Source organism: Salinicola sp. RZ23, from assembly GCF_003206675.1.
Lineage (GTDB): Bacteria > Pseudomonadota > Gammaproteobacteria > Pseudomonadales > Halomonadaceae > Salinicola > Salinicola endophyticus.
Window position 1 is genome coordinate 116,254 of record NZ_PZJK01000013.1, and the last position, 12,764, is coordinate 129,017.

15 protein-coding genes are annotated in these 12,764 nt (G+C 66.5%); 1 reads left to right on the forward strand and 14 read right to left on the reverse strand.

Annotation, left to right across the window (positions count from 1 at the left end):
* Nucleotides 1-58: 58 nt before the first annotated feature.
* The 13 genes from DOM67_RS13075 to DOM67_RS13135 all read right to left on the reverse strand — a co-directional run bounded on the left by DOM67_RS13075 (nt 59) and on the right by DOM67_RS13135 (nt 10,648).
* Nucleotides 59-868, reverse strand: coding sequence for a TatD family hydrolase (locus DOM67_RS13075; RefSeq protein WP_110676530.1), 810 nt, complete (start codon nt 866-868; stop codon nt 59-61).
* A 93-nt stretch (nt 869-961) separates the two neighbouring features.
* Nucleotides 962-1,297 (reverse strand): PilZ domain-containing protein, encoded by a 336-nt coding sequence (locus DOM67_RS13080; RefSeq protein WP_110676532.1) that lies wholly within the window; start codon nt 1,295-1,297, stop codon nt 962-964.
* Nucleotides 1,298-1,516: 219 nt separating this feature from the next.
* Entirely contained in the window at nt 1,517-2,530 is a 1,014-nt protein-coding gene (locus DOM67_RS13085) for a DNA polymerase III subunit delta' (protein ID WP_110676534.1), read from the reverse strand.
* On the reverse strand, nt 2,521-3,177 hold the full coding sequence (gene tmk / locus DOM67_RS13090) for a dTMP kinase (RefSeq protein WP_110676630.1): 657 nt from the start codon (nt 3,175-3,177) through the stop codon (nt 2,521-2,523). The genes DOM67_RS13085 and tmk overlap by 10 nt, the downstream gene beginning before the upstream one ends.
* Nucleotides 3,178-3,255: 78 nt before the next feature.
* Nucleotides 3,256-4,260, reverse strand: coding sequence for an endolytic transglycosylase MltG (mltG, locus tag DOM67_RS13095; RefSeq protein ID WP_110676632.1), 1,005 nt, complete (start codon nt 4,258-4,260; stop codon nt 3,256-3,258).
* 97 nt (nt 4,261-4,357) lie between these two features.
* The gene (gene pabC, locus DOM67_RS13100) at nt 4,358-5,164 is read right to left on the reverse strand and encodes an aminodeoxychorismate lyase (protein WP_110676634.1); all 807 of its coding nucleotides are present in this window, start codon (nt 5,162-5,164) and stop codon (nt 4,358-4,360) included.
* 7 nt (nt 5,165-5,171) lie between these two features.
* Nucleotides 5,172-6,410, reverse strand: coding sequence for a beta-ketoacyl-ACP synthase II (fabF, locus tag DOM67_RS13105; protein ID WP_110676636.1), 1,239 nt, complete (start codon nt 6,408-6,410; stop codon nt 5,172-5,174).
* A gap of 315 nt (nt 6,411-6,725) precedes the next feature.
* Nucleotides 6,726-6,959, reverse strand: coding sequence for an acyl carrier protein (acpP, locus tag DOM67_RS13110; RefSeq protein ID WP_035474582.1), 234 nt, complete (start codon nt 6,957-6,959; stop codon nt 6,726-6,728).
* Between the two features lie 96 nt (nt 6,960-7,055).
* Nucleotides 7,056-7,799, reverse strand: a complete 744-nt coding sequence (fabG, locus tag DOM67_RS13115; protein WP_110676940.1) for a 3-oxoacyl-ACP reductase FabG — start codon at nt 7,797-7,799, stop codon at nt 7,056-7,058.
* 8 nt (nt 7,800-7,807) lie between these two features.
* Nucleotides 7,808-8,770, reverse strand: a complete 963-nt coding sequence (fabD, locus tag DOM67_RS13120) for an ACP S-malonyltransferase (protein ID WP_110676638.1) — start codon at nt 8,768-8,770, stop codon at nt 7,808-7,810.
* Between the two features lie 5 nt (nt 8,771-8,775).
* The gene (plsX, locus tag DOM67_RS13125) at nt 8,776-9,885 is read right to left on the reverse strand and encodes a phosphate acyltransferase PlsX (protein ID WP_110676640.1); all 1,110 of its coding nucleotides are present in this window, start codon (nt 9,883-9,885) and stop codon (nt 8,776-8,778) included.
* A gap of 29 nt (nt 9,886-9,914) precedes the next feature.
* Nucleotides 9,915-10,085, reverse strand: a complete 171-nt coding sequence (rpmF, locus tag DOM67_RS13130) for a 50S ribosomal protein L32 (protein WP_110676642.1) — start codon at nt 10,083-10,085, stop codon at nt 9,915-9,917.
* 32 nt (nt 10,086-10,117) lie between these two features.
* On the reverse strand, nt 10,118-10,648 hold the full coding sequence (locus DOM67_RS13135) for a YceD family protein (RefSeq protein WP_110676644.1): 531 nt from the start codon (nt 10,646-10,648) through the stop codon (nt 10,118-10,120).
* 460 nt (nt 10,649-11,108) lie between these two features.
* Between DOM67_RS13135 and DOM67_RS13140 the strand changes: the two genes are divergently transcribed.
* On the forward strand, nt 11,109-11,708 hold the full coding sequence (locus DOM67_RS13140; protein WP_110676646.1) for a nucleoside triphosphate pyrophosphatase: 600 nt from the start codon (nt 11,109-11,111) through the stop codon (nt 11,706-11,708).
* On the opposite strand, the gene sppA is transcribed toward DOM67_RS13140, so the two are convergent.
* Nucleotides 11,696-12,754, reverse strand: coding sequence for a signal peptide peptidase SppA (gene sppA / locus DOM67_RS13145; protein ID WP_110676648.1), 1,059 nt, complete (start codon nt 12,752-12,754; stop codon nt 11,696-11,698). The genes DOM67_RS13140 and sppA overlap by 13 nt on opposite strands.
* Nucleotides 12,755-12,764 lie beyond the last annotated feature (10 nt).

A 12,764-nucleotide genomic window follows, 5' to 3' on the forward strand; every position in this document is an offset into this window, starting at 1 on the left:
GAAAACTACCTGCGCTCGCTGACTTTGCGGACAAACCCTGGACGAACGCGCTCGCGCCTCACACAAAGGGGTTGATGTGCTGCGCATCTTCCTGATGGCAGCCCGGGAACAGCCGATAGAAGTTGGCCCGGGTCTGCATCGCCACCTCGTCGACACTGATGCCGCGCACCTCGGCGATACACTCGGCGACCTCCACCACCCACTGTGGCTCGTTGGCCCGCCCGCGATAAGGCACCGGGGCCAGAAAGGGGCTGTCGGTCTCGATCAGCAGGCGATCCAGCGGCAGCCGGCGGGCCACCTCACGCAGCGCGTCAGCGCTGGCGAAGGTGACAATGCCCGAGAGCGAGATGTAGTAACCCAGGCGCACCGCCTCGCGCGCCATGTCGAGATCTTCGGTGAAGCAGTGCAGCACGCCACCCACCGCCGGGTCTCCATGCTCACGGATCAGCGCCAGCGTCTCCTCGCGCGCCTCCCGGGTGTGTACCACCACCGGCAACTCCAGCGCCCGCGCCGCCTCCAGATGGGCCACGAAACGCCGGCGCTGGCGCTCGTGCGGCACGCTGTCGACGTGGAAGTCGAGCCCGGTCTCGCCGATGGCCACCGCCGAATGGCGCTCGGCGCAGTCAGCGATCTCTGCAGCGTCGGGCTCCTGTGACACTGCCTGCAGCGGATGCAGGCCGAGCGCGATGTCGACATCGGCATGCTCGCGCGTCAGTGCCGCCAGCTCGGGCGCGCTCTCCAGGGTGGTGGCGATGGCCAGGAAGCGCTGCACGCCCCGCGCGCGCGCCGCGTCGAGGGCAGCGCCGAGATCGCCGGCGTAGGGCGTCAGATCGAGGCGGTCGAGGTGGCAGTGGGAGTCTACGAACATGACGATATCCAGAAAACGGTAATGATGAGCTCTTTGAGACAACCGGTCCGCGTGCGCCGGCGTTGACTATCCGATCTAGAGAGCGGGCGCCGCCTAGAGCGTATGGCGGGTGAGTGCCGGCGGCGACGGATGCGCCTTGAGCCGCGCCTCGATACGCTCGCGCAGGTCCTGACCGTCGGCGCCGAAGTGCACGCCGATACCGGCGAGCCGGTCAGCGGTGCCGGCGGGCGTCAACCACACCACTTCCCCCTCCACCGGCAGGCGCTCCTGGGCGCCGGGCAGCGTGACCAGTAGATAGACCCGCTGGCCCAGGCTGTAGCGCTGCTCGGTGGGCACGAACAGCCCACCGCGAGCCAGCCACGCCAGATAGGCACTGTGCAGGGTATCGTCGTCGCGAATGGTCAGCGACAGTGCTTTGTGTGACCTCATGGCAGTGCCCTCGGCAAAGTCATGGAAAGAGCCCTCAGCGGGGTGAGGAAAACAGCCCTCAGCGGGATGAGGAAAAACGCCCTCAGCGGGGTGAGGAAAACAGCCCTCAGCAGGATGAGCAAAAACACCCTCCGCGAGATCATGCAAGCCCCTTGAGCGGCCGCATGGCGCCACTCGACAACAGCGGCACTCGCCCCCCTCGAGGCACGCCCCGACGTCTCAGGACCTCAGCAGAGCCGACCAGCGAATCAGCCACGCCTCCATCACCAGCTGCGGATTGGGATTGCCTCCCGCCGCCAGTAGCCGACGCTGCTCGCGGGCGTAATCCAGCAGCCGGAACCAGTCCCGCACGCGGGCGTTCTTGACCGCCTGACGGTAGAGCGGCAGCAGATCACTGTTGCGCACCCGGCGACTGTCGCCGGAGAGACCCAGGCGAATCAGATCCTCGAGCCAGGCGATGCCGTACCAGAGTACGCGATCGAGCGCCTGGGCATCGAGCCGCGCCGCCTCCCCCACCGGCTCGCCGCCGCGCACCAGCGAATCGAACAGCTCGCGCAGCTCCTGGCGCAGCTGGCGCGCCTCGGCGCCGGCCAGCTCCTCGGCGAGCAGCGGCAGCCCGCCGGCGACACGCAGCCAGAACGTGGCCTCTTCGGTATCCCCGAGACGCTCGCCCAGCCAGCGCTCGGCCTCGGCAGCGGGCGGCGTGGCCAGGTTCCAGTGCTGGCAGCGTGAGCGAATGGTCGGCAGCAGCCGCGAGGCGATATCCGACACCAGCACGAACAGCGTACGCTCGCCCGGCTCCTCCAGGCTCTTGAGCAGTGCGTTGGAAGCGGCCACGTTCATCGCTTCCGCCGGTTCGATGCGAATCACCCGGTAGCCGCCCTGCTGCGCCGTCTGGGAGACGAAGCCATTGACCTGGCGAATGGCATCGATACGAATCTGACGCGACTTCTCCACCGGCGCGACACTGAGCAGATCGGGGTGGTAGCCCGCTGCCAGCATGCGACAGCCGTGGCACTCGCCGCAGGCGATCTCGCCCGGGTTGCGACACAGGGTGCGCGCGATCAGCGCCTCCACCAGCGGCTGCTTGCCGATACCGTGGGGGCCCGAGATCAACAGCGCGTGCGGCAGGCGCCCGCTGTCCTGGAGCTGGGTCAGCCGGCGCCAGCGCTCACGCTGCCAGGGCATGGGCTCGGCAACCCGCGCCGCCGCGGGAGCGGGATTCATAGCCATGGTGCCACCCTTGAAGCGAGGCACTGCTCGATGGCGTCGCGTACCTCGGGTAGCGGCGGGGTGGCGTCGATCACCGCGAAGCGCGACTGCGCCTGGGCACGGGCGAGATAGGTCTCACGCACCGCCTCGAAGAAGCTCTCACGCTCGCGCTCGAAGCGGTCACGCTCACCACCACGGCCGCTGACCCGCTGCGCCGCGATCTCCAGGGGCACATCGAGCAGCAGCGTGAGATCGGGTTCGAGCCCCTGCTGCACCAACCCCTCAAGGGTGGCGATACGCGTCGGATCGAGACCGCGCCCACCGCCCTGATAGGCGAAGGTCGCATCGGTGAAGCGGTCGCACACCACCCAGGCACCGCGCGCCAGCGCCGGGCGGATACGCCGCGCCAGATGCTGGGCGCGGGCGGCGAATACCAGCAGCAGCTCGGCGCTCTCGTCCCAGGGTTCGTCGCGTTCGGGGTCGAGCAGCAGCTCGCGGATCGCCTCCGCGCCCGAGGTGCCACCGGGCTCACGGGTGCGCACCACCTCTATGCCACGACTGGTGAGCCAGTCGCAGACCACGCCGACGTTGGTCGTCTTGCCGACGCCCTCTCCACCCTCGAGCGTGATGAAGCGCCCGCGTGACTGCTGCTTTGCTTGTGCGCTCATGCGGTCGTCTCGTGCTGATCTCGTGCTGGAAAAAAAGGCCGCCCGCGGGGGCGGCGAGTCCCGGGTAGCGCCGCCCGGTCAGTCGCGATTCAGGATATAGCGCCTGACCGCAGCGTTATGCTCACTGAGCGTGCGCGAGAACTGGTGCGAACCGTCGCCCTTGGCCACGAAGTAGAGCGCATCGCCGGGCGTCGGGTGGACTGCCGCCTCCAGCGACCCGCGCCCGGGCATGGCGATCGGCGTCGGCGGCAGACCGTCGATCACGTAGGTGTTGTAGGCGTTCTGGCGCTGCAGGTCGGCGCGGGTGATGTTGCCGACATAGCTGTCGCCCATGCCGTAGATCACGGTCGGATCGGTCTGCAGGCGCATGCCCTTCTCCAGCCGCCGCACGAAGACACCGGCGATCTCGCCACGCTCCGAGGGCACGCCGGTCTCGCGCTCGATCAGCGAGGCCAGGATCAGCGCCTGATAGGGGCCGTCGAGGGGCAACCCGTCGTCGCGGGTGGCCCAGACTTCGTCGAGAGTCTTGTGCATCCGCGTATAGGCGCGCTCGAGCACTTCGAGATCGGTCACGCCCTTGTGGTAGCGATAGGTATCGGGGAAGAAGCGCCCCTCCGGGTACTCGTCCGGATGCCCCAGCGCACGCATGACCTCGGCATCGCTCATGTCAGCGGTGCGGTGTTCGAGCTTCTGGGCGCCATTCAGCAGCTGGCGCATCTGGCGGAAAGTCCAGCCCTCGGGGATCGTCACCCGGTAGGTGACCACCTGGTCGCTGGAGAGCTTGGCGATCAGCTGGCGGCCCGTCATGCCTGGCTCGAGCTGGAATTCGCCGGCGCGCAGCCCCTGCATCGCGCGCGGCTCGACCCGCGCCAGCACCCGATAAGGCCAGGCCGCTGCAATGACCCCGCGCGCGGCGAGATCGTCGACCACTTGGGAGAAGGCCGCGCCGCGCGGCACTTCATAGACCGTCGCACTGTCGAGCGCGATGGGCCCGTCGAGCTGCGACTGCCAGTAGCGATAACCGGCGAAGGCGGCGATCGCCGCCAGCACCATCAGCACCACGAAAATCTTGAGAAGGCGCATGCCACATCCTTAAATGGCCCGGTTGACCGGGCGTCACTGCCGCTGCCCGGATGCCCCGGGCGGCGCTGGTATCACGGCGCTGCCGCGCGCCGTCTCTTCAGGCATCGGGGCCCACGGGATAGCCGAGCAGCGGATGCGCCAGGCCGCGCAAGGGATCATCGCTCGCCACGTCCCAGCGCCGCAGCACAGCCCCCTCGGCATCGCGCAGCACGCGAATCGGCCACACCCCCTGTACGCTGTTGCAGACCCAGGCGGCCTCGGCCTGCTGTAGCCGCTGCGGCTCGGCCCGCACCCGCTGCAGCGGGGTCTCGGCGTCGAGCGCCGCCAGCAGCGTGCCGGCGACACCGGCCTGATCGAGCAGCGGGGTTTCCAGGCGGCCCGCGTGCAGCCACACCAGATTCATCGCCGTCGCTTCGACCAGGTAGCCCTCGCTATCGCACATCAGCCCCTCGGCGATGGTGTCGTCGTCCCACTCCTGACGCGCCAGTACGTTCTCCAGCCGAGCCAGATGCTTGAGCCCGGCCAGACGCGGCTGCCGCCCCAGACGCAGCGCGCACAGGCGCACCTCGACCCCGGCGAACCAGCGCTGGGGAGTGGGGCTGAACGCAGCCGCACTCCAGCCCCAGCGTGGCGTCGGCTCGGCCGGCGGGCGATAGCCCCGCCCGCCGCTACCTCGGGTCACCACCAGCTTGAGCACCTGCAATCCGGGGGCACAGGCCGCCGGCAGCGGATCGAGCCGATCCCGCGGCGGCGCCGGTAGGCCCAGACGCGCACACCCCTCTGCCAGTCGCGCCAGATGCGCCTCCCACAGCAGCGCCTGGCCGTCGCGCACCAGCACAGTCTCGAACAGGCCATCCCCGTAGGAAAAGCCGCGATCGTCCAGGGGTAGCGTCAGGTCCTGCATGCGCGCGTCACACCCGCGAAAAGATCAGTGACCCGTTGGTGCCACCGAAGCCGAACGAGTTGGAGAGCGTGATATCGATCTTCATCTCCCGCGCGGTATGCGGCACGTAGTCGAGTACACAGCCCTCGCTGGGCGCATCGAGATTGATCGTCGGCGGCGCGACCTGGTCACGAATCGCCAGCACGCAGAAGATCGCCTCCACCGCGCCGGCAGCACCCAGCAGGTGGCCGATCATCGATTTCGTCGAGCTCACCGCGACCTTGTCTGCGGCACTTCCCATCACCCGCTCCACGGCGCGACTCTCGGCGACATCGCCGGCCGAGGTGGAGGTACCGTGGGCATTGATGTAGTGGACCGCCGAAGGATCGATGCCGGCATCGTTGATCGCGTTCTGCATCGAGGCCGCGGCACCATTGCCATCTTCCGGCGGCGACGTCATGTGGAAGGCGTCATCGCTCATGCCGAAACCGGTCAGCTCGGCATAGATGGTGGCACCGCGCCGCTTGGCGTGTTCATACTCTTCGAGCACCATGACCCCGGCACCATCGGAGAGCACGAAGCCATCGCGATCGCGATCCCACGGGCGGCTCGCCGCCTGCGGATCGTCATTGCGGGTGGAGAGCGCCCGCGCCGCCGAGAAGCCCCCGAGACCCAGCGGCGTGGTGGCCATCTCGGCGCCGCCGCAGAACATCACGTCGGCATCGCCATAGGCGATGGTGCGCGCGCTGTAGCCGATATTGTGGGTGCCGGTGGTGCAGGCGGTGGTGATGGCGATGTTGGGACCCTTGAAGCCGTGCTGGATCGCCAGGCTGCCGGAGATCATGTTGATGATCGATCCGGGCACGAAAAATGGCGATACCCGCCGCGGGCCGCCCTTGTTGAGCGCATCGTGGTTGCGTTCGATCATCGGCAGGCCGCCGATACCCGAGCCGATCGCCACCCCGATACGGTGGGCGTTCTGCTCGGTGCAGGCGATGCCGGAGTCGCGCATGGCCTGGGTGGCGGCGGCCACGCCGTACTGGATGAACAGATCCATCTTGCGCGCTTCCTTGGGGTTCAAGTACTCGCCGATGTCGAAGTTCTTGACCGCCCCGCCGAAACGCGTATTGAAACCTGCCGTGTCGAAATGCTCGATCGGCGCGATGCCACTCTTCCCTGACAAGAGCTGCTGCCAGCTCTCCTCGACCGTGTTGCCAACCGGGGTCACCAGACCCAGGCCGGTCACTACCACTCTTCTACGCGGCATCGAATCTCCTCCGAACTCCGTCATTGCCACGAGCCGTGACGGCGACCCATCCAAGTCCCACCGCCGGCCCGCACACCGAAACGCGCGAATTATACCCGATCCCCGTCGCCGATGGGCGACCCCCTGCCCGTCGAGGACTCAGCGCCAGCACGCGCGGCGCATATCCAGACTGACCCCGGGACAGGCTATCACAGCGACACTGGCGTGCCGGTGCATGCCCTAGAACGCAGAAAGCCGCTCTCATCGAGAGCGGCTTTCGTAACATCGGCCGTCCAGCCGGCAGTCGGGCTCCATCGGATGATGGAGATAACCGCCTTACTGGTGGGCGTTGATGTAGTCGATCGCTTCCTGAACGGTAGTGATCTTTTCTGCTTCTTCGTCGGGAATTTCGGTGTCGAATTCCTCTTCGAGCGCCATCACCAGTTCGACGGTATCCAGCGAATCCGCGCCGAGGTCTTCGGTGAAGGAGGAGGAGTTCTGAATATCCTCTTCCTTGACGTTCAGGCGTTCGGCAACAACCTTCTTAACGCGCTCTTCGATGGTGCTCATTATGTCGTTACTCCTAATGGTACGAATCCGCCAGCTAAAAAGCTGCGGCTAGTTTATAGACCGCCCCCAGACGACGCAACCCGCGTCGCGGAGGGATTACCGCATGTTCATACCGCCATTGACCTGCAGCGTTTCACCGGTGATATAGCCTGCGGCGTCGCTGGTCAAGAAGCCGATGGCCGCAGCAATTTCTTCCGGCTGCCCCAGGCGCGCCAGCGGAATCTGACCCAGCAGCGCGTCGCGCTGGGCTTCCGGCAGCGCCTGAGTCATATCGGTGTCGATGAAGCCCGGCGCCACCGCATTGACGGTGATGGCGCGCGAGGCGACTTCACGTGCCAGCGCCCGGGTGAAGCCCTCCATGCCCGCCTTGGCGGCAGCATAGTTGGCCTGCCCGAGATTGCCCATCATCGCCACCACGGAGCTCACGTTGACGATACGGCCGAAACGCGCCCGCGTCATCCCCTTGAGGCTCGTCTTGCACACACGATAGACCGACTTGAGATTGGTATCGAGCACCGCGTCCCACTCGTCTTCCTTCATCCGCATCAGCAGGTTGTCGCGCGTGATGCCGGCGTTGTTGACGACGATGGTGGGTGCGGCATAGGTCTCGGTGATGTGCTTGAAGATGGCCTCGACACTGGCCTGATCGGTGACGTCGAGCGCCAGACCCTGCCCCTCGATATCGTGGGCCTTGAGATCCTCGTCGATCCGCGCCGCGCCGCTCTCGCTGGTGGCGGTGGCGATCACGATGCGCCCTTGACGCCCCAGCTCGCGGGCCACGGCGCGACCGATACCACGACTGGCACCGGTCACCAACGCGACTCTACGTTCGGTCATGATGTCATCCTTTAAGGCTCTTGAACGTCCAACGCCTCGCGCGCCAGCTCGAGGGCGGAGGACAGCGTGTCGGGGTCGTTGACGGCCAACCCCTTGATCTGACGCTGAATGCGCTTGTTGAGTCCGGTCAGGACCTTGCCCGGCCCGCACTCGATGAAGACCCCGGAGCCGGCCTCGAACATGGCGTTGACGCACTCCGTCCAGCGCACCGGGCGGTAAAGCTGTTCGACCAGACGCTGCCGCAGCGCTTCCACCGATGCCGGTACCTCGGCATTGACGTTCTGGTAGACGGCGTAGCGCGGCAGCTTGATGTCGAGCTCTGCGATCGCCGCTTCGACTCGCGCCGCGGCGGGCTTCATCAGCGCACAGTGCGAGGGTACCGATACCGGCAGCGGCAGCGCGCGCTTGGCACCCGCCTCCTGGCACAGCGCAATGGCACGATCCACCGCGCCCTGATGGCCGGCGATGACCACCTGACCCGGCGAGTTGTAGTTGACCGCAGCCACCACCTCGTCGCCGGCGGCCTCACGACAGGCCTGCTCGACCGCAGCATCGTCGAGCCCCAGCACCGCCGCCATGGCACCCACGCCTGCCGGCACCGCCTCCTGCATCGCTTCACCACGCAGCCGTACCAGACGGATACCTTCGGCAAAACCCAGAGCGCCAGCACACACCATGGCACTGTACTCGCCCAGGCTATGCCCGGCCATCATGCTCGGACGCGGCCCCTCGAGCTCCTGCCACACCCGCCACACGGCAACGCTCGACGCCAGCAGCGCAGGCTGGGTGCAGGCAGTGGCGTTGAGCTTCTCCTCGGGACCTTCCTGGACGACATGCCACAGGTCGTACCCCAGCGCTTCGGAAGCCTCATCGAACGTGGTGCGAACCACGCTGTAGCGTTCGGCCAATTCCCGCAGCATTCCTTGCTGCTGAGAGCCCTGCCCGGGAAAGACCAGAGCCAGTGATTGCGTCATCGCGCTCACCCTTGAAGTGATGAATCGTCGGTTCCCGTCGTATCACGAGACCCGCTATCCACTCGACCGACGTCATCGACCGACGAGATAGCAGATGTCGCCGCCACTGCCGACCAGGCCCCGCGCAGGTGGTCCGGCAGCCCCACCGCGATTTCGCGCACCGCACGATCGATGGCAAAGGCAAAGGCGCGATCGCTGGCATTGCCATGACTCTTGACCACGATCTGGTTGAGCCCCAGCAGACTGGCACCGTTGTGACGTACCGGATCGAGCTGCGCCTTGAAGCGCATCAGCGCCGGGCGCGCCAGCGCGCTGACAAGACGCGTACTCCAGTGAGACTCGAAGGTCTCCTGCAGGCGCTTGAGCAGCATCTGGGCGACCCCTTCGCTGGCCTTGAGCACCGCATTGCCGACGAAGCCATCACACACCACCACATCGGCGGCACCCGAGAAGATGCCATCGCCCTCCAGGTAGCCGATATAGTCAAAGGTACCGGCGTCCCGCCCGCGCAGCTCGGCGTCCGCCTCGCGCACCCGGGCCACGCCCTTGCCCGCTTCGACACCGACGTTGAGCAGCGCCACCCGTGGGCGCGCCACGTCGTCCACCGCCCGGCACATCAGCGCCCCCATGTGGGCGAAGTCGACCAGATGCCTGGCGTGCACCTCGACGCTGGCGCCCAGATCGAGAAGGTAGCAGCGCCCGGCATGACGCGTCGGCACAGCGGTGCTGATGGCTGGCCGCGAGATCCCCGGCACGCTGCCGAGTTCACGTCGCGCCAGTGCCATCAGCGCGCCGGTATTGCCACAGCTGACACCGGCCTGCGCCTCGCCCTGCGCCACCGCCTTAAGCATGCCGTGCAGGCTGGTCGCACAGGGGTTGTCGAGCACCTCCATCGGCGGCATCGCCTGAGTGACCACCCTGGGGGCATCGCTCAGCGAGATTCGCGCGCGCGCGTCGCGCGAGGCGCCCAGCTGCGCCAGAAGCCCCCGCAGCTCGGCCTGGGGGCCATACAGCGTCGGCTCGAGGTCGGGATGACGCTGAAGCGCCAGCAGTACCCCCCCGACAGTAGCGCGGGGACCGAAGTCCCCGCCCATGGCATCGATGGCGATGCGCATCGCCCGCGCGTCAGCGTCAGTCGCCGTGATTAAACGTCGACGACCTTGCGACCACGGTAGTAGCCGTCCGGTGCGACGTGGTGACGACGATGCGTGGTGCCGGTTTCCTTGTCCTGGGACAGGGCCGGGCTGCTCAGCGCATCGTGTGCGCGGCGCATGCCACGCTTGGAACGGGTCTTGCGGTTCTGTTGAACGGCCATGATGATGACTCCAACGTCAGTGTCATTCGGTTTTAGAGTTTTCCCTTCAACGTCTTCAAGACGTCGAAGGGGCTATCGGCTCGAGCGGGCGCCCGTTCGTCGGCGCTCTCTCCGCTCTGCATCTGATCACGCGAAACGGCACAGGCCGACTCTTCGTGATAGACCACCTGAGGAAGACTCAGCAGCAGCTCGTCCTCGATCGCCCCAAGCAGGTCGAGATGTTCGTTGTCGACCAGCACCGGCTCATACTCGCTCGGCACCTCGGAAGCGAGCGCATCACTGCTCACCACGGCGAGCTGGAAACGGCTCGACACCGGCACGCTCATCGGTTTCAGGCAGCGCCGACACGGCATCTGCAACTGTGCCGACAGCTCACCTTCGATCAGGTTCCGGCGTTGAGCATCGCGTCCGAACTGCAACGATACCTGAGCCTGTCCGCTCTGCTCACCGATCTCGGCGGCAAGGCGCGACAGCGCATCGAGGTCGATGGTGCCCTCGAGCAGCTCATGGTTGGCCGCGAGGCGATAAGGCTCGACGGTCGCGGGAAGTCGTCTGGTCAACATAGGCGCGCCATAATAGGGATTCGACCTGTCTCTGTCAAAGCACTTGATCGCGACTACGCTAGAGACATTCAGGCGCCGGGCGGGACGGCGCGAGGCAGGTCAACAGTAGCCATGCGCGCCGCCACGAGGCGACATGATAGCCTGAAAGGCGCTGGCGTTCGCGTGCTCATCGACGCCACTTTCTTGCCACCCCGCGCAAGTCGTCAATAAACACACTGAAAACAGATTAACGGGCGAGGCCATGCCAAGCGCGAAGAGATTGCCATTAAAATAAACTGGCAATAATGACTGACTAAAAAAGTCCTGCTGAAAATCACTCTTCTCTCTTGTGGCCAGTGGGAGAGCCGGCGGCAGCCGCATCATCCAATCACTCGGATGCCAGGGCGTCGCTTCGCCACCCTATCGACCCGATAGCCACTGATTCGACAGACACCGACCCGACAGACATTAAGGAAAGCCCATGCCGCGACTGGTACTCGCCTCCAGCTCCCCCTACCGCCGCCAGCTCCTGGAGCGCCTGGCGCTTCCCTTCACCTGGGCCGCGCCCGATATCGACGAGAGCCACCGCCCGAATGAGACACCGACCGCGCTGGCCCACCGCCTGGCACTGGGCAAGGCGCAGGCGGTCACGGCGCAGTTTCCCGAGCATCTGATCATCGGCTCCGACCAGCTGGCGCTGTTCGAGGACGACATTCTGGGCAAGCCCGGCAATCACGCCACCGCCTGCGCCAACCTGCGCCGCTTTTCGGGTCAGCGCGTGCGCTTCATGACCGGCCTCGCCCTGGTCGATACCGCCAATGGCCGCCACTGGGTCACCCACGACACCTATGACGTACATTTTCGCCAGCTCAGCGACGCCGAGATCGAGGCCTACGTCAGCCGCGAACGCCCCTTCGACAGCGCCGGCAGCTTCCGCATGGAGGGGCTGGGCATCGCCCTGTTTGAACGCTTCGAAGGCAACGACCCCAACACCCTGATAGGACTGCCGCTGATGCGCCTGTGCGAGCTGCTGCGCGAGGCCGGCATGGACCCGCTGGCCGCAGCACCTCAGGGCAGCTGATAGCGCACCGGCGAGGCGGCTTCGCTGATCCCCAGCCAGTGCGCCGCCGCCTGGGTCAGCTTATTGGAGAACAGCGACCAGGGGTCGAGCGACGGCGTGTAGTCCTCCAGACTGACCTTGCCCAGGCGACTGCGCGAGAGCTGCTCCAGGTTGCTGATATCATCGATCAACCCCAGCTGCAGCGCCTGCTGGCCGGTCCATACCAGCCCGGAGAAGATGCGCGGATCGTCGCTGAGACGCTTGCCGCGCCCCGACTTCACCGCATCGATGAACTGCTGGTGCGTGGTGTCGAGCACCGACTGCCAGAATTCGCGCTGCGCTGGCGCCACGGGTGAGAACGGATCGAGAAACGCCTTGTTCTCCCCCGAGGTGAATACCCGACGCTCGACGCCCAGCTTGTCGATCGCCCCCTGCAGTCCGAAGCCCGCACTGATCACGCCGATCGACCCCACCAGACTGGCGGGCGAGGCGTAGATCCGGTCGGCCGCCGCGGCCATATAGTAGGCGCCGCTGGCACCGATATCCTCGATCACCGCCAGGATCGGCTTGTCGCCCTGGGCTTCGAGGTAGCGAATCTCGTCATAGACCCGCTGGGACTGTACCGGGCTGCCGCCGGGGCTGTTGATGTGCAGCACCACCGCCTCGCTGTCAGGATCGCGCCAGGCGCGCCGCAGGCCCTCGATGATGCGCTCGGCACTCGCCTGCCCCTGGGCATCGATAGGCCCCGAGACATCGACCACGCCGAGATGGCGCTCGCCACTGGCGGTGCCCTGCCCCTGGGCGAGCAGCAGGCTGTAGGCACTCAACGCCAGCCCGGCAACGACCACCCCGGCAAACAGCAGACGAAAGAAGATTTTCCAGCGCCGCGAGCGGCGCTGCTCGGCCAGCACGTCGCCGATCCAGCGGTCGAGCAGCCGAATCTCCGCCAGCCTGACACTCTCGCTCCCGGCGCCGGATGCGGCCTCCGCCCCCTCACGCCGGGCCTGGGCCGCCTCCGCGGAGAGTTCGGGGCCATCGGTCCAGTCGTCGTGTCGTTGATCACTCATCTGCTCACTC